The sequence below is a fragment of the Methanosarcina subterranea genome (assembly GCF_055385895.1).
Genome location: NZ_AP042426.1, coordinates 4,048,477 through 4,070,818, shown reverse-complemented (window position 1 = coordinate 4,070,818; position 22,342 = coordinate 4,048,477). Strand labels below are relative to the sequence as shown.

General features: G+C 45.3%; 12 protein-coding genes. 3 read left to right on the top strand and 9 right to left on the bottom strand.

Annotated features, from left to right (window positions below; genetic code table 11):
• Positions 1–1,161: 1,161 nt before the first annotated feature.
• The 9 genes from ACZ5A8_RS17730 to ACZ5A8_RS17690 all read right to left on the bottom strand — a co-directional run bounded on the left by ACZ5A8_RS17730 (position 1,162) and on the right by ACZ5A8_RS17690 (position 14,963).
• Positions 1,162–1,887 (bottom strand): ABC transporter permease, encoded by a 726-nt coding sequence (locus ACZ5A8_RS17730; protein ID WP_464530634.1) that lies wholly within the window; start codon positions 1,885–1,887, stop codon positions 1,162–1,164.
• Complete coding sequence (locus tag ACZ5A8_RS17725; protein ID WP_322225591.1) at positions 1,887–2,654, bottom strand: ABC transporter ATP-binding protein; 768 nt, start codon at positions 2,652–2,654, stop codon at positions 1,887–1,889. The genes ACZ5A8_RS17730 and ACZ5A8_RS17725 overlap by 1 nt, the downstream gene beginning before the upstream one ends.
• Positions 2,651–3,544 carry an energy-coupling factor transporter transmembrane component T family protein gene (locus tag ACZ5A8_RS17720; protein ID WP_464530633.1) on the bottom strand — a complete coding sequence of 298 codons (894 nt, stop codon included), beginning with the start codon at positions 3,542–3,544 and terminating at the stop codon, positions 2,651–2,653. Before ACZ5A8_RS17720 ends, ACZ5A8_RS17725 begins: the two co-directional genes overlap by 4 nt.
• A gap of 49 nt (positions 3,545–3,593) precedes the next feature.
• On the bottom strand, positions 3,594–5,402 hold the full coding sequence (locus ACZ5A8_RS17715) for an ABC transporter ATP-binding protein (RefSeq protein WP_464530631.1): 1,809 nt from the start codon (positions 5,400–5,402) through the stop codon (positions 3,594–3,596).
• Between the two features lie 70 nt (positions 5,403–5,472).
• Positions 5,473–7,047: a hypothetical protein gene (locus ACZ5A8_RS17710; protein ID WP_464530630.1), complete on the bottom strand. Its 1,575-nt coding sequence runs from the start codon at positions 7,045–7,047 to the stop codon at positions 5,473–5,475.
• 16 nt (positions 7,048–7,063) lie between these two features.
• Positions 7,064–11,056: a cobaltochelatase subunit CobN gene (gene cobN, locus ACZ5A8_RS17705; protein ID WP_464530628.1), complete on the bottom strand. Its 3,993-nt coding sequence runs from the start codon at positions 11,054–11,056 to the stop codon at positions 7,064–7,066.
• A 9-nt stretch (positions 11,057–11,065) separates the two neighbouring features.
• Complete coding sequence (locus ACZ5A8_RS17700) at positions 11,066–12,805, bottom strand: WD40 repeat domain-containing protein (protein ID WP_464530627.1); 1,740 nt, start codon at positions 12,803–12,805, stop codon at positions 11,066–11,068.
• Positions 12,806–12,809: 4 nt separating this feature from the next.
• Positions 12,810–14,330 carry a WD40 repeat domain-containing protein gene (locus ACZ5A8_RS17695; protein ID WP_464530625.1) on the bottom strand — a complete coding sequence of 507 codons (1,521 nt, stop codon included), beginning with the start codon at positions 14,328–14,330 and terminating at the stop codon, positions 12,810–12,812.
• Between the two features lie 39 nt (positions 14,331–14,369).
• The gene (locus tag ACZ5A8_RS17690; RefSeq protein WP_464530624.1) at positions 14,370–14,963 is read right to left on the bottom strand and encodes a hypothetical protein; all 594 of its coding nucleotides are present in this window, start codon (positions 14,961–14,963) and stop codon (positions 14,370–14,372) included.
• Between the two features lie 413 nt (positions 14,964–15,376).
• Here ACZ5A8_RS17690 and ACZ5A8_RS17685 point away from each other — a divergent pair, with 413 nt between their 5' ends.
• The 3 genes from ACZ5A8_RS17685 to ACZ5A8_RS17675 all read left to right on the top strand — a co-directional run bounded on the left by ACZ5A8_RS17685 (position 15,377) and on the right by ACZ5A8_RS17675 (position 22,145).
• Positions 15,377–17,071 (top strand): S-layer protein domain-containing protein, encoded by a 1,695-nt coding sequence (locus ACZ5A8_RS17685; RefSeq protein ID WP_464530623.1) that lies wholly within the window; start codon positions 15,377–15,379, stop codon positions 17,069–17,071.
• A 22-nt stretch (positions 17,072–17,093) separates the two neighbouring features.
• On the top strand, positions 17,094–19,202 hold the full coding sequence (locus ACZ5A8_RS17680; RefSeq protein WP_322225600.1) for a putative cobaltochelatase: 2,109 nt from the start codon (positions 17,094–17,096) through the stop codon (positions 19,200–19,202).
• 108 nt (positions 19,203–19,310) lie between these two features.
• Entirely contained in the window at positions 19,311–22,145 is a 2,835-nt protein-coding gene (locus tag ACZ5A8_RS17675; RefSeq protein WP_464530621.1) for a DNA-directed DNA polymerase, read from the top strand.
• Positions 22,146–22,342: the final 197 nt, after the last annotated feature.

Here is a 22,342-nt window from a genome sequence, read left to right as displayed (position 1 = left end):
TCTTTGTTTTGAGAATGTATTCTCCACATTTATTTCCCTTGACTAATAAATTTCATGATTATAAAATGAAAATCTAAGGGATATAGTTCTGAAAGTAAGATCTTCTAAGAACGTTGACTATAATTTCTAAGAAAAAGAGTAAGTGTTGCACGAGCTATTGGGCATGTAAAGACACAATTTTCAGATGTGTTGGAGGTTAATAATGGTGTAATAAAACCATTAAAGTAGTTACAATGTATTTCCTCAGAGATATTTATCTTACCAAAATACAGGTTGATTAGATCTGGTCATATCTAAAAATCACAATCTGGCTAAACACATTCTTGATGCTGCCTGGAGTAAACTTGTAACTTATACTTCCTACAAAGCTGAAAACGCTGGTAGAAAAGTAGTTTTTTGTAAATCCTAAGAATACCTTTAAGATATGTTCAAATTGTGGTATGCTGGTAGAAAAAGACCTGTTAGAAAATACTCAGAATTGTCCTTTCTGGTCTATTTATCAATCGTGATCTTAATGCTTCTATTAACATTCTCAGACTGGGATTGCAGTCTGTTCGTAAAACCGATAAATGCCCCTCATTTTAATGAAAGGAGCAGTCACTATGACTTAATGTCCTTCTATGCTTCAATAAGTTATCTTATATAGCGTACTTAGACAAAGTTGTCAGCTTTTGTTTCTAGCTTTAGCGTCCTACTTTCTAGTTACCCTGGCATCTCTTTTGTCTATATAGATTTTATGAGATTCATTAGCATCTCCTCAGGGATTTATTTATTACCAGGGATAAAAGAAAAGTCCAGTTTATCGGAAATTCTACCTCTATCTTGTTCCTTCCCATGAAATGAGTTAGGGATAAGGGCTTGAGAATCCCATAACTGCCCTTCAGGATCACTCCACTTTGTTTCGCGCGGGAGGACCATCTTTTGTGCAAAAATAACTTTTATCCTTTTTTATTCTATTCAAGAGCTTACTATGACATTTGTTCTCTTTCAAGGTTATGTTATAGTGTGTATTTCTCGCTTCGCTCAATAAGACTATTTAAATAAAGGGCTTCCAGACAGGCTGGCTGGGGCACTTAGTGACAGTGAACTAGAACCTTTTTTGAATTAAATAACTCATTTCTCGGATCAGGTGGAGTATTTTTTTCCTATATTCGGTTTCTTTCACACAACCGCTTTCCGGAATTGATATGTCCCGAGGATGACCATGATTCCGGCTCCGGCTGCAAGTCCAAGGATTCCATATACAGGGACTGTCCCTTCAAATAGCAGTCTTGTACTGTCTATCGCATAGCTGACCGGGTTAAGACTTGCGAGCGTCCTCAACCAGACGGGCATGACATCATAAGGCATAAGAGCACTGCTTGTGAAAAACAGAGGCATACTGATCATACTGTTTACAGCTGAATAGCTGTCATGGTCGCTTAAGTACAGCCCTATCATGGTTGAGAGGGCAGAGAAAAATACCGAAAATAGGAACAGGGTCAGATATATCAGAACTATATTCATCGGGTTCAATAACCTTACTCCAAGAAGGGTAGCCATCAGGAGGATCACGGTTGCCTGCAGCAGGCCCCTTACGCTGATAAACAGGATTTTTCCGTACAGCATACTTTCTCGCGGGGAAGGCATGGCGAGAAACTTATTTAAAAAACCCAGTATTTTATCAAAAATCATAAGAGACCCGCCCTGCAGGGAGGAAAAGAGAGTTGTCATGACAAGGATGCCAGGGGTGATAAACTCAAGATAATTATCAGTAAACTTTGTGGGCAGGGCAAGCCCGACAAATATCAGCCAGGCTGCAGGCATGACAAGTGAGGAAATGACGGTTACTTTTCCTCTCAGCCATTTTACAAGGTCCCTTTCAAAATAGTAGAATACGGCTTTCATTATCTACGCCTCAAAAGGTTTCTAAACTGGGTTGAATTAAACCCTGCCTGCTCTTCAGGAGTCTTGACTTTCTCAAGGAAAACATCATTAAGGGACGCATTTCCTCCTATGGAACTTATCAGGTTTTCCGGGGAGCCGACAGCTGCGATTCTGCCTTTATCAATAATCGCAACCCTGTTGCAGTACTTTTCTGCCTCCTCGAGGTAATGCGTGGTCATGAAGATCGTCATCCCTTCGGCTTTCAATATCCTGATATGCTCCCATATCTTCCTTCTGCCGCTTATGTCCAGGCCGAGGGTGGGTTCGTCCAGGAAAAGGACTTCAGGCTCATGAACAAGCGCCTGAGCAAGTTCAAGGCGCCTTCTCATTCCTCCGGAGTATGTTGCGACAAGATCGCCGGCACGGTCCGAGAGGGACATCATTTCAATCACTTCATCAACTTTTGAGTTTCGGTTCGGAATCCCATAGAGCTTTGCAAAAAGCAGTACGTTTTCTCTGCCTGTAAGTTTTCGGTCCACTGCCATGTCCTGCGGGACATAGCTTATCTTTGACCTTACCTTTTTTGAATCCCTTACCACATCATATCCGCAGACCTTTGCGGTGCCGCTGCTTGGTTTTAGGAGGGTTGTAAGCATCATTACCGTTGTGCTTTTGCCTGCCCCGTTGGGGCCCAGGAGGCCAAAAATCTCGTTTCCGACATCAAGGTCGAGGTTATCAACAGCAAGCAGGTTCCCGAAGGATCTGGATAATTTTCTTATTTCTATCACAGGTATCCCCTGGCAATTGCATAAACAGGCCTTAAATCTGAAGTATAATAAATTCCACTTGTGTACATATTGTAAAGAAGCTTTATGATCACAATACTTATGGCAACAAAAATACAGGCCGTGACCATTGCCTTATCAAGTTCCGAAAACTTCAGTTTTTTGAGATATGTCCTGTCCGGATTTGCCCGAAAAGCCCGGCTCTGGATCGAAACTGCAAGAATGCCGGTCCTCCTTACGCAGTTTGATAGAGTAGGGGTTAAAATATTAAGTGATGTTTTGATAATCCCTGACCCAAACCTTTTCGGATTAAAACCCCGGAGTCTCTGGACTGTTATCACGGTAGCTACTTCCGTTATTATTATTGGTAGGAACCGGACTGCTGTGACTACCATAAAGGCAACACTGTAAGGGACCCTGAGCCCTACCAGGCCGTTTAGCATATCCCTCGAATCCGTGGTCCAGCACATCAACAGTCCCAGGGACAGGATTGAAGCTGACCTTAAACCCTGAATTGCACCGTGATGGAGACCTTCCTCATATACGAACAGCCCCCCGTTTGTCAGCCAGCCCAGAACTGGAAAATCAGGCTGGATTATGGTAAAAATCACAGTCCTTGGAAGCTGGGAATAAAAAAGAGCCTGAGAGTAGATAGTCCCCCAGACCAAAAGTATGAGCAGGAAAGCAAGGGTTTTGAGCTTTATTGCCGGCATCCTTGCAAATGCAAATCCGGAAAGTACGGTCAGAAACAGCAGAAGCATTGTTTCGGGATTGTCAAGGGTTACTGCTATAAAAGCAGCGGAAATAAGGATCAGGATCTTTGCCCGCGGGTCCATCCTGTGAATAAGTGTGTCTTTAATCGTCGGTTCTGCAATTGATCTGGCACCTATCATATTATCACTTCAGCGGTTCTACGGTTCATCACTTCAAGGTTTCTACAGGTCAGCATCTTATCCCTTCATATTTTACCCCTTCAGAATTTATCCCTTCAGAATTTATCCCTTCAGAATTTATCTCTTCAGAACTTCTGCGGGTCAGCATTTCCACAAGTCCTGTGACCGAAAAGGCGTCCACTCCCAAATAGTTGGCAATCTCAACAACCGGGGGCTGGGTAAGGGAGGCTTTCCTGAGGATCTCAATGTTCTTTATAACCTCTCTGCCCTTTCCATCTGCTATAATCCGACCCTCGTTCATAACAAGGATTCTTGTAGCATAGAGCATTGCAATCTCAATATCATGGGTACAGAAAACCAGTGTGGAACAGTTATTTTTGAAATAATCCATCATCTGTTCTATATTCACTCTATCCTGTCCTGTTGTAGGTTCGTCAAGGAGAATGATTTCAGGATTTATAGAAAGTACCGAGGCAACGGCTGTCCTGAGCCTCTGCCCTCGGCTCAGAGACTGTGGAAGGTCATGCTTGAGGTTTTGAATTGACATGGCTTCAAGAGAGGCACTTGCCCTTTCCTCGATATTCTTATACTTTAGCTGGACCGGTCCAAACCTTGCTTCCTCCTCAGCTGAATCACAGAAGAGCATAAGGTCAGGGTTCTGAAATACGAACCCGACTCTGCCTGCAAAGGAATATGGGTTTTTTGACCTGGTATCCTCCCCAAAAACTTTTATATTTCCTTTATATGGTTTAAGCATGGCTGCAAGGTTCAAAAGCAGGGTTGATTTGCCCGAGCCGTTTGTACCCATGACCGCAACCCTTTCTCCTTTATGTATTTCCAGATTTATGCCTTTAAGTACCATCTGGCTTTTGTCATATCCAGACCACAGATCCCGGATATAAATTATAGAGTCATTATTTATAGAATTGTTATTTACAGAATCATTATTTCCGGCAGGGATAGCTAGTGCACCACCATCTGCACCAGTATCTTCTTCCGGTTTCGGAAAGAACCGGGGAGTTTTCATATTATCTTTAAAGTTTTTCCTGTTCAGCACTACGAGAGCTTCCCTGACACTGAGGGGACTTGCCCTTATTCCCAGAGCGTGGCAGAGTTCAACGGGTTCAGGAACCCGAAGCCCCAGCCTGTGAAATACCTCAAGATAATCAAAAGCTTTTGAAGCAGGCTGGTCAAAGATTATTTTTCCGCAGTCCATGATGACAATCCTGTCTGCAAAAGGTGCAAGCTCGTGCAGCCTGTGCTCTACCAGTAGAACGGTTATCTTCAGTTTCCTGTTAAGTTCCCTCACAGTATTCAGGACCTCCTGAGTGCCCGCAGGGTCCATCTGGCTTACAGGTTCGTCCATTGCAAGGATTTCAGGCATCATCGCAAGCATGCTTGCAATGCAGATCCTCTGTTTTTGTCCTCCTGAGAGCGAATTCGTGGAGTCCAGCCTGTGTCCGGACATCCCGACCATCTGGAGGGCCTCTTCTACCTTTTTATCAATCTCTTCCCTCTCAAAGCAGAGGTTTTCGGGCCCAAAGGCTACTTCGTCCTCAACGGTTGTGGAAAAGATCTGGTCATCGGGGTTCTGAAAAACCAGGCCGACCCCTCTTGAAAGCTCCATCTGGTTTGAGTCTCTGGTCTCGGTCCCGTTAATCCGGATGCTACCTGAAAATATTCCTCCGGATTCATGGGGAATTATGCCGTTAAATGTCTTCAGTAAAGTGCTCTTTCCACAGCCCGTAGGGCCCGTCAGGAGGACGAATTCCCCTTTTTTTACTTTCAGATTAATCCCTTTTAAAGTCGGTTCCGTTCTTCCGGGATACGTATACCACAGGTCTTTGATCTCTATCATTGTACCACCTTTATTCTGCTACTGTACCACTTTATTCTGCCTACTGTACAACCTTATTCTGCTGCTATCTTTATTCTGCAACTTTTTTCAACCTGTTTCCCAGGCTTATTCCAAACCAAGCTCCTATGAAAGTGTAGAGGAAGCCATCGATCAGGATATTTGCCATAATATACCAGTCGCTGTAGAACAGCCTGTAGAGAACCATCCAGACGCTGAAGGATGCATACCCACTGACCATATCTGCGATTCCGCAGACAACTCCCATCCTGAACCTGTTTTCCGGGTCAGGGTTTTTACCGGTTATGCCTGCAGCATACATCATGACCTCCAGAACTACCGCGCTCAGGGACAATGTTATGAAAGTGATCGGAGTGAAACTCCCGGTTATAAAGCCTCCAAGCAGGAACCTGACCATCATAAAAAGGCTTACAACTCCGGGTTTTGGAATCAGGACGACAAGTGAGGCAACGAGCATGTAGAGAAGAATCTCATAAAAGAGCCCTGTAAACAGGAAACTGAAAGGCCCGAATACGGCATGGGACAGCTCCCACAGGATGGTCATGGGCAGGTTTATGGCTGCAAAAGAAACGGTCCCAAAAAGGGCGATCAGCACAAGGTTGCGGGTCTTAAACCTGTCCATTATTTCCTTTGATTTTGAAAAGAAGAGGCTTACGGCAGTCAGTCCAAGTAAAGTGGAGACAATAGTAATTATTATGGGTCCCCATTTCCTCGAGATTGCAGTTATTTTCTGGTCCCTTGTTACTGCAACCCAATCGCTGCCTGTGAGCTTTACCTTAATCCTCAGCAGGTACTCTCCTCCCATCGCATCCTCAGACATATACAAGGGGAGGCTTACCAGCGAACTTGAACCCGGGGGAAGGGTTAAAGTGGCATAGCACAGGGTATCTGCGTTCATTCCCATAATGGAGGGCTTAAAGGCTTTTACTGTTTCTCCGGTCTTAATGTCAAGGATATCATAGGTGATTATAACCGGGACCGTGCTGTCTCCTTTATTGGTAAGCTCCACTCCTATGAAGGTTGAAGTAAGTTCCTCCCTATCGATCCGGAGGTCTGTAACCTTCAGCAGCTTTTTGAGAACAGGAGATGTTTCCCGGATTACCAGGCTGTTGGAAGGATGGCTCGGGTCTCCGTATCCGTCTTCGTCTGATGGTATTATGAGCCCGGATACTTCGATCTCATCTGCGATTTCCTCTTTCGAAGCGACTTTGAGCCGGGTTCTGCGCACGATGGTATGCTCGTTTCCTTCAACCTCAACAACTGCAGTTGCAGTTATGTTATATATGCAGGGGGGGAGGTCAGCAGGCACATAAAAATCAATGAGCCTGTACCAGTCCTCATACTCGGTCTGAAGCGAAAAAGAATGAACAGGGGTATCCTGAAGTATAAAACCCTCAGGTAAATCAAGTTCCATTGTCACATTCATGTTTCCGTAATAATAACTCTCAAAAAAAACATATGCCGAGAGGTTGCTGCCTCCGACTGCAAGACCGCTTTCCTCCACTCCATGCGGGACCTGAACCGTGAATGTGGTCATATCTTCAGGTTCAAATTCCTCCTGCACCTGTGCTGCTGCAGGCTGTACGGCAAGTACCAGTACAAGGAAGAAAAAAACTATATTTTTCATTCCGCGACCTTTTTCCTTATTTGAGGATTTTCCGGATTTCCTGCATTTTCTTATCCCAGTCAGGAACGTCTTCAAAGCTCATGATTTCCACAGCCCCTCCCTGAAACTCTCCTTCGCCCGCCAGCTCTTCCATCCAGCTCTCAATTTCAAGGTAAGAGTTTTTCAGGTCTTCAAGCACCTGCGGGTCCGGGTTCCAGAGCCCTCTTGACTGCGCTTCAAGAAGCCTGCGGGACATTTCTTCAAGCGCGTAGGGATTATTCTTTTCAAAGAACCTGCGCATTTCTTCATCGAGCACGAACGCCTTTGTGATATCATCAAAGATCCAGTCGTCCACTTCCTGTGTGGACGCTTCCCAGCCGTAGACCCTTCCGACCCTCTTAGAAATATCCTGTGCACCCTTGTATCCGTGCTGTTTCATGCCTTCGATCCATTTGGGGTTTAAAAGCCTGGTTCTAACCACCCTGCGCAGTTCATCAGCCATATCCCGGACCTCAACATGCTGCGGTTCTCTTGTATCCCCGAAATAGACCTTCACTTCCCTGCCCGAAGCCTGCTTGGCGGCAGCCGTGAGCCCTCCGTGAACCCCAAAATAACAGCAGCAGCCCAGGAGGTCGTATTCATCGCTGACTACTTTGTTAAAGGTAGCATCAACAGTCTTGAGACTTGAAGCAAGCTGGGTATGAGCCACCTTGCCTTTTACACCTTTTCCATATGCATAACCGTTCCAGTAAAGGAAGATATCTGCCAGGTCCTTTTCATCTTTCCAGGCACTTGCATAGACCGCAAGCTGTACTCCTGCCGAATAGGTCCCGGGTTTGCTTGAAAAGATTCTCAACGTAGCTTCTCTCGAATCCGATCCTTCTTCAAGCATCCGATGGCTGTGTTTTCCTGGATAGTTCATCTCCTCAGGTTCATCAAGAGAAGCCACAGCCTGGATTGCCTCGTCTATTACCTCCAGGCAGTTCGGGAAGTTGTCCCTGAGGATTCCGGAGATCCTGATAGTAACATCAATCCTGGGCCTACCCAGCTCTTCAAGGGGGATTACTGCGAATCCTTTAAGGCGCCCGTTGCCAAGCCAGCGCGGTTCAACCCCGAGCAGGCTCATAATCTGGGCTATGCCCTCTCCATCAGCCCACATGATGTCGTTTGCCATCCAGTAAAATGCCACGTTTTCAGGATAACGGCCTTCTTCTCTTAGGTGTTTATCAATCAAAACCCCTGAAAGCTGCTGTCCCACTCTCCATGCAGCTTTTGTCGGGACCCGCCTCGGGTCAAGTGAATAGAAATTCCTGCCAGTTGGCAGTACGTCATCTCTTCCGCGCATGATAAGTCCCGAGGGGCCCGCAGGGATGTACCCCCCTTCAAAGCCGTGCAGAAGAGCTTCAATCTCCAGAGAGGCGTCTATTCTGGACTCAAGGTCAAGGATTCTTTCACAGATTGCAGCAGCGATCCGGGAAGAGGTCGGGTTTATGATCTTTCCTGTAAAACTCTGTTCTTTGAATGCCGGTTCTGTAATAATAGGCTCTATAAAACTTTTTTCTGCAGCACTTTGTCCTGTAAAATCCTGCTCTGTTAAAATCTGCTCTGTTAAAATCTGCTCTATCAAAACCTGTTCTGTAATATTCTGCTCTGCGAAATTCTGTCCTGTAAAAATCTCTTTGATTACCTGTTCAGGATCTTTTTCCGGGTTACTTATGAATGTCCTGATGAAATCTTTTGAGAGCGAATCAATTTCCTCAAGCCTCTGCCCATTTGACTTTCCATCTGCTGAAATCCGGCTCTGGTCAGAGATCAGTTCGTCAAGCTCAAGCCCCAGAAGTCCTGCAATCATCCTTCGGATCGAAACACTGTTCTCTGCATTTTCCTGGTCATCGTACCTTAAAATCGAGTTTATGAACTCCACCTTCTTCTCGCCTTCGGGGAGCTGTCCGAAGATATGCATCCCGTTATGGATCTGGGTGTTCCTGATCTTTCCGAGGACTTCATGTGCTTTCCTTATAATTTCCTCAAAAGAAGTTTGGTGGTCAGCTTTTATTTCAGAATCCATGTTCGATTTTTTAATCTCATCAAGGATCAGGTGTTTCAGGGCATGTGCCCGTCCCTTATCATGTTTTACCTGTTCGTATTCCCCGAGCAGCCTGTCAAGTTCTTCGAGGCTTTCATAAAGCCCTCCTGAGGTCATGACGGTCTGCATATGGTCAACAAGGCAGGCAAGGCTCCGGCGTTTGGCAATGGTGCCTTCCGGAGGGTTGTCGGAATTATAAATGTAGAGGTGGGGAATAGTCCCGATTCCGATATCAGGATAACAGTCCCCTGAAAGCCCCACCCCTTTTCCGGGCAAGAACTCAAGGTTTCCGTGTGTCCCTACATGTACGAGCACATCAGCTCCAAAAGTATTTTCCAGGTACCTGTAGGTAGCAAGATACTGATGGGTTGGCGGAACATCAGGGTCGTGCAGGATCTTGCAGACCTTTCCGTCACACCTGGCACCTGCACACCCGCGCTTCGGCTGCACACAGACGACAGCGTTTCCATACTGTATCCCGGTAACAACGATTTTGTTTTCATAGACCATTGCAGCAGGAATGCCGTTGACTTCTTCTCCAGGCGGGTTTCCCCATCCCTCGATTACCCTCTGTCTTACATTCGGGCTCAGGGTATTGAAAAATTGTTCATACTCTTCTTTTTCCACAAAAGCCAGAACCCCTCCGTTTTTTACGATTTCATTAATCGGGGTCCATCTGAACTCGGAAATTGCTTTTTTCTTGAGAATGGTTTCAATAAGCTCCCTGCCGTCCAGGGGAGGGTTGACAGCATAGCCTGCTTTCTGCATCCGATTTAAAATTCTTGCCACACTTTCAAGGGAATCAAGGTTAGCAGCATCCCCTACCGAGCCTTCAACTCCTGTGCAGGGCCTGTTGTGCAGGATAAGGGCAACTTTTCTCTGGTCTCCCGGTTTTTTCCGGAGGTTTATCCATTTAAGGACCCTGGATGCAAGTTTTGAGCATCGTTCCTGGATAGGGGCGCGCCCTATGTAATTTCCTTCATTTTTGCCTGCCCCTATTATGATGGGCTCGATTACACCCTCAAACTCAGGCAGAGCTACACCCCACCCGATCTCAGTGCTTAAACCCTGGGACTCCTGCCACTGCTCTTGTGTAACGTAGTGGGAAATAATCGGCTGGAAAACAGGTACGTCAAGGTTCTGTAGCAGTTCTACTCCTTTCTCGGCACATGAGCTTTCATCTTCTTTATTTTTGTTGCTCATTATAAAAAATGGAGAGAGTTTCACAAGAGCGTCTATGACGGGTTTGCCGTTTTCTATGAAGTAATCTTCAATGACCTCATTTATGCCCCTGCTTCCAAGTTCTTTATCTTTTAACGAATACGCAAAAACAGGAATCACAGAAAGTCCAAGGTTTTCGAAATCTCTTATGAGAGCCTTCTCAATTTCAAGGTCATTGTTTACCCAGGAAGTCCTGGAAATGAGCAGCCCCACGGTTTTGTCCTTCAGGGGCCCGTGCCAGTTCCTGTACTCCCGGAGGCTTGAGAATATTTCCCCGGCATCCGGGTGATAGAGCCCGTCCCATGGAATTTTTACCGGGGGCTTTACTTCAATCTCAGCCCCAAAGACCTCTTTTAAGAGGTAGCACAGCATATTCCCAAAGTTTTCTTTTCCTCCATATATTATGTAAGAAAAACATGTAGCGGCAACCTCAAGTTTAACGGAAGAAAGGATGAAACTGGATGGGGTGCTTCCAACACAGATTACAGGTATCCTTGTTTTTAAGGGTTCAAGCCTTTCATAGAATTCTTCCCAGAAAGGATTGGCTATATGGTAAATAAAGACGGCATCAGCATGCTCACATGCCGAGAGCACCCTCTCAGCTTCTTCAGGGTTTTCTTCCAGGATTTTTGAGTAGTAGGCCTCAAGCTCTATTCCAAGTTCTTCTGCTGCTTCAAGAAGAGTGGGAATGTATGAATTCCAGGTTACTGAAACAATTTTCATTTTTCCCCCTCATGTAAGGATATGCACTCTATATTTCCCGAGAACAGTGCCGTCATCAAGCCTTGCAGGGGCTTCTAAGGCTGCAATATACCTGCCGTCAGAAGAGATATCAGCAGATACCGTAATCCCTTCGGTTCCGTAAATCTGGCTGAGCCTGGAACTTGCACTTCCGCTTTTAGATACATCAAAGACATAGATACCGTGAACACCTCTGTCCTCGGTTACCAGGTTCTGGGCAAGAGGGATCACAAGGTAGCGGTCATTCCTTGCACACTCCCCCGCATAACCGTCCACCCTCCATTTCCACAGCAGATTGCCTTCATAATCATAGGCAAACAGGCTGTTTCCGCTGGGGTGTTCAAAAGGAGCATCCTTATTCTTATCTTTGGAGAAAGTACTCCCAATTGAAAAGATCAGGGTGTCGTTGACAATGTAAGCATAATTCGCACTGCCGTAGATAGGGACTCCACTCACGACTATCGGAGTTGAGATATTTTGCTGCCAGGTAATCTCCGGGGCTCCGGTTTCAATGACGTGGGAGTTATTAAATAAAAAAGCCCGGCCGTCGCTTGTCATTGTAATTAGCTGTTCCCCGTCAGGAGTGATCTGTGTGCTGTACCAGATTGCGGAATAGTCAAAGAACGGTTCAACTGGGGGGATCTGGTAACTCCAGTGCTCTTCTCCCGTGTTTCCGTCCAGGACATGCACAGTCCCGTCTTTCCAGTTATCTGCCTTTGTAAAACAGGTGGTTCCAAACACTGCGTATTCCCCGTCAGGGGTGGCATCAATCCATGTAACTCCTGAGTCCATAAGTTCGGATTCGGGGAATTTCCAGCGCAGGTTGCCTTCAGGGTCAAAGGAATAAACCCTTCCCAGGTACTTGTATTTCTCACCTATATACCCACAGGCCCTGCTGGCAGCAACATAAATATTACCATTTGAATCAAGTTTTATCTTTTTCATTGCAGGCATGTACTTGAGATCTGAACCCAACTCCTTCCCTGCCCCAAATTTCCAGATCTCGGTGCCTTTGAGGTCAAAACAATGAATAAAAGCATCAGGACTTTCTTCTCCTACAAAAAGACTCTTTCCATCTTCTGAAAACTCTATATCCGCGATTCTTGCATCTGATATTCCTGTAACAAGCTGCTTTTCCCATACCTTTTCTCCTGTTGCAAGCTCTATGAGTTTCAGAGAGCCTCCGTGAGTCCCTATGACAAGATAACTGTTGTCAGGAGAGAATTTCGTCACACCTTTGATATTGGTTGAGGTTTTTTCGATGAGCCCGGGAGTTACATCCTCAAGCTCTATGGTATACTCCTCTTTCAAAGCCGGTTTTTCTGGAGCATATACCTCCAGATCGCTGGATGTCCCTGAACCTGTTATCACCTCAAACCTGTACAGGGTTTCAGGGTTCCAGTCTAAAGATAAAAATGCCTGATCTTCAGTTTTTTCAACATCCAGAGAAGCTACCTGGTTGTTATCTGAAGAAATCCTTATTTCTGAGATATCTGCCTCACTTTTTAGAGTTAACAATACTCCGGTCCTTGAGAAGACTACCGAGTCTATAGGTACCCCGGCTTCGGAATTACTTATTTCCTGCGCATCCTGCATACCTGCCTGCACACTCTGTGTCCCTGATTCCAAATCCTGAACCGACTCGCTGCTGGCTGACACCTGGCTTTTTTCAGCACATCCTGCAGTCATTAAAATCATAACAAGCAGGGCTATCAAAAATTTCCATTTCATACTCTCACCTGAAAATTATTAACCTGTGTTTTCCAGTTACATCCCCGTTTTTGAGTTGCAGAGGAACTTCAACTGCGGCTACGGTACAGTCAGAAGAAATCACAGCATCCACAACGACCCCTTCAGTATTGAAGGTCCAGAGCAGCTTTGAATTTCCATTTCCGGATTTCTGATCATCAAAGGCATGAATCCCATGAGCCTGAGTATCGCCTGCGGACATATCTTTTCCGACTGGCAGGACAAAGAACCTCATATCCGGAGAGAAGAAAATACCTGCACAGCGTCCTCCCAGGTTATAGATCCAGGAAATTTCTCCTGTTTCTACATCGCATGATATGAGAGAATTTTCAAGGGGGTGTGCCATCGGGACCTTACCGGGATAGTATGCGGGAAGTGTAGATCCCGTAAGGTAGAGTACCTCATTTTCAGCAGCGATTTTTGCATTTTCGCCGTAACTGTATATGACACTTCCTTCAAGCTCCTCCGGAGCTGTCACATTGGACTTCCATTTATCGGAGTACCACTCAGATTCGCCATCCCCTGGCTTTTTCATCTTAAAGTCATTAAAAAGATATTTTCTCCCGTCTCCTGTATAGGCAGTTACAATAGACCCATCATCTGAAACATCAAGCCCGTGCCAGATGGCTGCAGAAACAAAATAAGGTATGAGAGGTGGAATTTCATATTTCCAGCGGAGATTTCCATCATCATTTACAGAGTAAACGACTGCATTTACTTCAAGGGAATTTGTCCAGTCCCCTGTTGAAAAAACTACATTTTTTCCGTCCTTGCTTGAATCAATCCAGTTCACACTTCGGGCGTAATTTTCTCCCGTCGGGAGTTTCCAGGAAAGATTGCCATCGGGGCTGAACCTGTACACCCTGGAAGCCAGCTCATATCCGGAATCTTTCCAGTACCTGCCTGCTGCAATGTACACAGCATTATCAGCAGTCGTTATTCTGTATATGCAGGGTTGATTTCTGGGGTTCGTGCCGGTTCCCAGGTCACCTGCAGTCCTATAGCTGCGGATCTCTTCTCCTGTGCTGGCGTTCATGAAATGTATATAGCCGTCAATACTTCTCTCTCCAGCAAGCAGGTATTTTCCGTCTTCCGAGAATGTGAGGTCTGAAATGTTTCCCTTGAGGGCTTTTTCCCATAACACATTTTTGCCTGCTACGTCGATAACTGTAAGGTTTGAGCCTGTTCCGACAGCCACATATCTTCCATCCTGTGCATAACTTACGCAGTCCTGAACGCTTGATCGCCCCTCACTTATGTTTTCCGGAGCTACATATCCAAGCTCGTACTCCCAATAAATATAGGGTGAAGACCTTTCATAAGATGTCGTGTTTCCTTGATTCAACCCAATGCTCGGACTCTCTTCTCCGTTTTCATTCTCTTCATCCGAAGAGATACTATCGGAAGATTCGCTATCATGGGACATTACTCCGGAAGATACACATCCCGAACATACTACGAAAATAAGTGTAAATATGAGTATCAGTGTAACATTGCTCTTTTTCATTTTCTGGCTCCTCTGGTTTTCAGGCTTTTTTGATTGATTTTATGATTGGCTGTATATTTTCAGGTCTGATATTCTCAAAATGTTCATATGCTCGGTGCTGCTGTCCCCCAAACCTGCACTCACTTTCACAATCCTGACATTTTCAGCAGGACCGCAATATCTGGTATAATCCGAAACGAGATCTCTTTCAACCTGACTCATCGGGATTCCGGAGATTACAATAGAAGGAGAAAAACGCCGTCTATTTTCCCTGTCCCGGTAAAACTCGTCTTCAGACTGCGGATTCCTGCTCCCGGCTGCAACATAGTAAATGGATTTATGATCATTGAATGTGACCTTTAACCAGAGGCTGAAATTATCCGTATCCTGCCCATCCCACCTCCAGGAAATTTTTCCCGGGGATAGGCTTACATTTTTATTCCATACTCCTCCCCCTGTCTGTGCAGAGTTTTTAGTGTCCAGATACAGTGTGCCATCTTCACACCTGAGGAAATCTCCTTCAATCCCTGAGTTATCCTCAAAATTCTCCTCATAAACTATCTCTTCAGCAGACGTCGTTTGAAAATACAATATTGCCAGAACTGCAAAAAACAGGAACATAAATCCTAGCACAGTATTTTTTCCTGACGACATAAAAAACAGTCATTGTCTAAGAGTTAATAAATATTTCGAAATAATCTTAAATTTTACAAATATAGTTATACTTTCTTTAATAACATGGCTACTAATTACGACTAATTTTAAAAATTATATCTGCAAAAAATGAATTTAAGTTTTAATATAGCTTAAATCACACTAATTTTCTGGTTTGTAATTCTACTTTTCGATATCTATAGATACATCAAATATCTCCCTATCAAAAAGGAAAGAAATGTACACTAAAAGTAGGATTTTCATTTGTAGCTTTTTCCTAATGGAGGACTCTTATTTTATGTATCTAAAAAACAAAAAGATTATTTAGTAATACTAATGTTGACATTATTATGGTTTTTATTGGCAATACTCATGTTATTTTACAACTTAGGCATGTAATTTTTTTCATATCAATGGTTTTATTTATTACCATTCCTGTGGAAGGTGCTATTGAACAGAGAGGACAACTCATTAGTATCGCAAAAGGAGATCATTACAGTCTCAATGGAGAAAACTGTCCCGGGTTTTATTATTCAACTACTTCTGGAACATACTATGAATCACTGGAAATTTTTTTTTCAGAGGACGGGTTTATTGACACGGGAGATGCAATCTATACCTCAAAAATCAGTTCAGGTTCAACTGCCTTTTTCGGGAAAAAGTACAAGATCCTTGGGGACGGGCTACTCAGCGAAAGCCTGGTGAGTTCCGGAAGCCGTGACCTTCAAAGGGGAAATGATTTTGATCTCGGAAACGGCTGTAAACTGGTGCTCCAGGGTATTAACGGGGACTACGCCCTGCTTGAGTTTCAAAAAAATTCCATCCCCGTTACTACAAAATCCGTTGAAGAAGGATCAAAATTTAACTTCACGACAGAAGTCGAAAGCACAGAATATGTAATCCTGGAAGGAACTCTTGAAAAGGTTCTTGATAGTGCGGATCCTATTGTGCGCCTTAAAAGTGTAAACCAGTATTCAGATACGCCTCTTAAGGTCGAATCAGGAGACAGGTACGGTAAGTTCGAAGTCACTGCAGTTACAAACAAAAGCATCGTGTTGAAAAATAGAGTGCCTATCAAGATGCAGTTAGGCGATTACGTAACTATCCTTGACAACCTGATCGACTTCAGGGTTGCTGAAGATGTTTACCGAGCATGCTCTTACAACATGACACAGAATACTATCAAATCGTATAAGATCAGGGGCACATCCTTAACTGTAAACCGTTCGGATTCCTCCCCGGACTCCTGTGTCTGGACCGCCGATTCTTTTGGTATGCTTTTTTACGACCCGGAGTACGATCTCAGTACAGAAAGCCTTGAACTTTCCCTTGATTCCGGAAATGATTGGATCCCGAAAGGGGGCCTGGTTTATGAATCCCTGCCTGTCAGGATGCCGTATAAAAACCCCGAGATGATGAGTTACGGGGAAGACTGGTTTAACCAGGGATATTCAGTGCTCGGCTGGAACGGCGGGAAATATGCACATCTCGGAAGTGACCGGGGAATTGTAAATATCCTTCTGGATGAGGATAAGAAACTCCTCCACCCGGGTGAAGAATATGACCTGAAAGAAGGGTATACCCTGAAAGTCACCGATCTGGATTCGGATAATGCCTGCCTGACGGTTTTCAGGAACCGCCTCCCGGTTTATTCAAGCATAATCTCTCCCGGAAGATCGGCGGACCTGGGTACACATACTTTACTCTACACAAAGAAATTAAATGGTGTTGAAGTGCCCCTTTTTTCTGCATATGTTGATAGTATCATGCAGGGAGAAGAACTCTCTGCTGTTAACCTGAAATATCTTCTGCATTTCTCTGACAGCCCGGTTGAACTGGATTATGGGAAGAAGTTCGGAGAGCTTACTGTTGTTGAGACCTATCCGAAACTGAGGTTGGAAAACAGGCACGTGGTCTGGTCTGGTTCGGATATCAATGTGACGGAAGAAATCTGGATTGGCCGGTTTGAAAAGAAGACATCAGGGAATTTGTATGTTATCTTTTACCCTTACATGAACAGGGTGGAATGTGTGGAATCCATTCTCCCCTCCACAACTCCCGTATCCATACCCGCAATGAGTGTTGAAGAATATCTGGTTGGAATCTGAAATAAATCCTTGAGGCAAAACCATGAAGAACCACAATCTTACTACCTACCCTTTTTCCGCTATAGTCGGGCAGGAAAAAATGAAAAAAGCACTGATCTTGAATCTCATCAACCCTAAAATCGGAGGAGTCCTTATCAGGGGTGAAAAAGGTACTGCCAAATCAACTGCAGTCCGGGCTCTTGCTAATCTCCTGCCTGAAATCGAGGTTGTTGAAGGTTGCAAGTTCAAATGCAGCCCTGATAATGAAAGCGGACTGTGTGAGGAGTGCCTTGAAAAACTAAAGACAGGAAGCCTGAGAGTTTCCCCTGTAAAAATGAAAGTTGTGGACCTGCCCGTAAGTGCCACTGAAGACCGGGTTATCGGGACCCTTGATATAGAACATGCCATCAGGAAAGGGGAAAAACGTTTTGAGCCCGGAGTGCTTGCAATGGCTCACAGGGGCATCCTGTACGTAGACGAGATAAACCTTCTCGATGACCATCTTGTAGACGTGCTTCTGGACTCTGCGGCAATGGGGATAAACACTATTGAAAGAGAGGGGATTTCCTATACCCATCCTGCGAACTTTGTGCTTGTAGGCACCATGAACCCGGAAGAAGGGGAACTGCGGCCTCAGTTACTGGACCGGTTTGGTTTATGTGTGGATATAAAAGGAATCGGGGATGTGGTCCGGAGAGTTGAACTCATAAAATACAGGCTCAGTTATGAGGCCGACTCTGAAGCTTTTGCAGCAAACTGGCAGAGTGCCGAAACCGAACTTTGCGGGCAGATCCTTCTGGCGCAGAAACTGCTTCCCAAGGTCAGGATTTCAGATGACATGCTTGAAATGATCAGCCAGATCTGTATTGACATGGGGGTGGACGGGCACAGGGCAGACCTCACCATGATGAAGACCTCAATTACGCTTGCAGCTTTTTATGGAAGAGCCGAAGTGACCGAGGAAGATGTCCGGGAGGCTGCAGGGCTTACCCTTTCTCACCGCATGCGCAGAAAGCCTTTTGATAATCAGCCCGAAAAACAGGATAAACTGGAAGACAGCATAGAGAAACATAAGGAAAGGCAGAAGGAAAAACAGAAAGAAAAACCTCAAAACCAGGAAGATAAACAGAAAAACGAGGAAGAGAAAGAAAAAGAGAAACATGAGCAGCAGAAAAAAGAACAACACGAAAGCCCGGATCAGCAACACAAACAGGCTGAAGGGCATCCTCCGGAAGAGTCCGGAGCCCAAAATGGGGAGCAACCGAATGCTTTTTCGGAAACTACTTTTGAAATCGGGGAACACTATCAGGTAAAACAATTGTCTCCTGAATTTCGCAGAGATCAGCGGAGCGGATCAGGCAGGCGCAGCAAGACCCTGACTCGATCTAAAAAAGGCAGATATATAAAAAGTTCAATTCCTCATGAAAAAACCACAGACCTTGCTTTTGATGCCACCCTGAGGGCTGCTGCTCCCTTCCAGCTTACGCGGGAAAAGAATAGCAATTCCGTAGCAATTCATGAATCCGATTTCAGGGAAAAAATCCGGGGGAAAAAGATCGGTAATCTTGTACTCTTTGTGGTTGATGCCAGCGGTTCTATGGGAGCCCGGCAGCGCATGGTTGCTTCCAAAGGTGCGGTCCTTTCAATGCTTATGGACGCCTATCAGAAACGTGACAAAGTGGGGCTTATCGCTTTTAAAGGGGATAGTGCGGAACTGCTGCTGCCTCCAACATCCAGTATAGAACTGGCTCAAAAGTATTTGCAGGAAATGCCTACGGGTGGAAAGACGCCTCTTTCCCGAGGACTTGTCAAAGGGTATGAGGTCATAAAAACTGAACTCCAGCGTGATCCTGACACCTGTCCTTTTATGGTTCTGATCTCTGACGGCAGGGCCAATGTCAGTATGAATGGAGAATCTCCTCTTCAGGAAACGAAAACAGTAGCTTCCCGGTTAAGAGAGGAAGGCATACAATCTGCCGTAATTGACACCGAAAACAGCATGATAAAATTCGGGCTTGCACAGCAGATTTCTACAGCACTTGGGGCCACATACCTGACCCTTGAAAGTTTAAAAGCAGATTCTATAGTCAGTGCCGTTCGAGCTTCGGCCCCGTTTGAGGTCCGGCCACCTTCAGGCGGTTTTTCAGTTTGAGTCTTTTTAGATTGCCTATTTTTTCGGATCTGGGAAGCCTTTTTCAAAAAAGGGCTTTATTTCTCAAAAATACAACAAAAGCTATATGTCTATCTAAAGCCGTAAACCATGCCTATGGATTTTCAGATCTTGGATGCTGATTACGAAATCGTTGACAGCAGTCCTGTCATCCGCCTCTTTGGCAGGGGAGCGGACGGTAAAAGTGTATGCTGCTTTGTCCCGAATTTTGAGCCTTACTTTTATCTCAAGGCCTCCGGAGACCTGCACGTTGTAGCGAGGCTTATAAAAGACACTTTCGAGCAGGTCGAAAAGGTTGAGATTGTCGAAAAGTTCGAGCCTGTGGGATACCAGAAAACAAAGAAAGAAATGCTCAGGATCACAACCAGCCTGCCAAGGGATGTACCTGAGATCAGGGATGAGATTCTGAAGATCCGGGATGTTTTGAGAGCAGAAGGCGACTGGCAGGTTTATGAAAGTGATATTCTTTTCAGAAACCGTTTTTTAATTGACAGGGATCTCGGAGGCATGGTCTGGGTTTCTGCAGAAGGACAGTCAGTTGACCCTTCCAGGTACTTAAGGGCAGGTTCTGCAGGCAGCTCCCGCTGTGAAAACTTTGCATGTGATGCCTCATTCCTCGCTTCCAAATTAAAAAGAGTTGAAAACCTGACTATTGCTCCTCTAAAGTATCTTTCTTTTGATATTGAGTGCCTACCCTTTGAGGGGGGGATGCCTTCTCCGGATGTCTCGCCCATAGTCATGATCAGTTTTTCTTTCGAGCCCGAATATAAAAGACATAAGACCCTTATTCTGCTGGCAAAACCTGCTGCCGATATGGACGGAGATGTCCTTCCCTGCAAAGACGAAACCGAGATGTTGAACCGCTTTTTCGAGATTCTTTGCGAATATGATCCTGATATTATTGCTGGGTACAACCACCAGGACTTCGATATTCCTTATATCACTGACAGAGTTAAAACCCTGACTGGAAAAGGGGAAATTATCAATCCGGTTGCTGGCAGGGATGGCAGCCAAATAGGTTATAGGAGGTTCGGTCTTCTTACCCGGACTGAACTGAAAGGAAGGGTGGTTGTGGATGCCCTTCCTCTTGTAAGGAGAGCTTTCAGCCTGAAACAGTATACCCTGCGAGCCGTTTCAAAAGAGCTTCTTAACCGTGAGAAACTTGATGTTCCTCCGCTGGAAATGGAAGAGCATTGGAATGACTCAGGGGAGAAATTCCGGAAATTCGTTGATTATGCACGCAGGGACTCCGAACTTGCCCTTGAGCTTGTCCTTAAGCTGAGGCTTCTTGACAAATACATAGCCCTTGCCCAGGTAAGCGGGAGCCTGCTCCAGGAGATTGTTGATGGGGGCCAGACTTCCATGGTTGAGACTCTTCTCCTAAGGGAATTCGGGCTAAGGGACAGGGTTATTCTTCCTAAGCCAGGGGACGAACTTTCGGCAGAAAGGTTTGATATGAGTTCGGACCTGAAAGGCGGAGAGGTGCTGGAACCGAAAAAGGGCCTTCTGGAAAACGTTCTGATTCTTGACTACAAGTCTCTTTATCCGACCATTATGATGGCTCACAACCTGTGTTACACAACTGTTGTGACTCGGGACCAAGACCGGCCTGAAGGAAAAACTATTAAACCCCCTTCAGGGGGAGAATTCGTGCCTCCTGAGGTCTATAGAGGGATTGTACCTTCCATTCTTGAAGACCTGCTTAACCAGAGAGGAGAGACAAAGAAGAGAATGAAGCGGGCTTCGGATGAAAACGAGTATCGAGTACTTGATGCCACCCAGCTCGCTATAAAAATCCTGCTGAACAGTTTTTACGGCTATTCGGGGTATGCCCGGGCAAGGCTCTACAGCCTACCGCTTGCAAATGCCGTAACCAGTTTTGGGAGAAGCAATATCCTCAACACCCGGGACCTTATCAATAATGATATAGGAAAAATAATTCTCAGGGACTCGGCAGCTTTACTTCTCGAAGAAGCAGGGGAACTCTCCTCTCAGGACAGAATAGTCGAAATTTCAGTTGCTTACGGGGATACGGACAGTGTTTTTGTGCAATGCAGGTCAGGAGGAAACCTTTCTCTTGAAGAGGTCAGCCTTGTGGGGAACCGACTCGCAAGGATTGTTTCGGCTTCTCTTCCCGACCCGATGGAGCTTGAGTTTGAGGCTATTGCGGAACGAGCACTCCTCATTGCAAAGAAGCGTTATGCGCTCTGGCTTTTTGAGCCCCGAAACTCAGGCTGGGAAAGCAAAATAAAGGTCAAAGGCATGGAAACCGTTCGCAGGGACTGGTGCGAACTAACCTCGATCACCCTCAACAAGGTTCTTGAGCTTGTGCTTATAGAGGGTGATGTTGACCAGGCTGTAGAATATGTCCGTAAGGTGGTCAGTGATGTCAGAAATCTTGACCCCAGGAAAGATGCCGAGCTTATTGAAAAGCTTGTCCTGACCCGGACCCTTACTCGAAAAACAGAAAGTTATAAAAATAAGCAGCCTCACCTGACAGTCGCGGAAAATCTGAAAAAAAGGACCGGGGTTATGCCTTCAATAGGGACAAGGATTCCTTTTGTCATCACTGCAGGAAAAGGCCTCTTTGTAGACCGCGCCGAAGACCCTGACTATGTCCGAGAACATAATGTGTCTATAGACGTCGATTATTATGTTAAGAAACAGATCCTGCCTCCTGTAGAACGTATTCTGGAAGTCTTCGGGGTCAAAATGTCATCTCTTGACTTTGATGCAAAGCAGAAAGGTCTCTTTGACTTTGAAGTGAAGAACTCTGAAGTGAAGAACTCTGAAGTGAAGAACTCTGAAGTGAAAAAGCAGGAAAAAGTATTCTCTCAAAGGGAGAATGAAGGAATATTGCAGGAAGAGAAAACCCAGTGTATGGAGAATGGGCGTGCAGAGCAGCGTTCCCTGTTCGATTTTTGAATTTTCTGAATTTCGCTTCCCTCCCCGAATTGCGCCTCGGGAGTACGCGGTCCTTTTCGCTACGCTTAAGAGGACTAAATTAAAAATTTCGATAAAGAGGCTCGATGAAGGAGAGCGGTCTTTTCTGTAAAAAGAAGAAGTAAACTATGGTAAAGCCAGTAAGTAGCCAGTAAGTAAGAATTGCCAATTAAGAACTA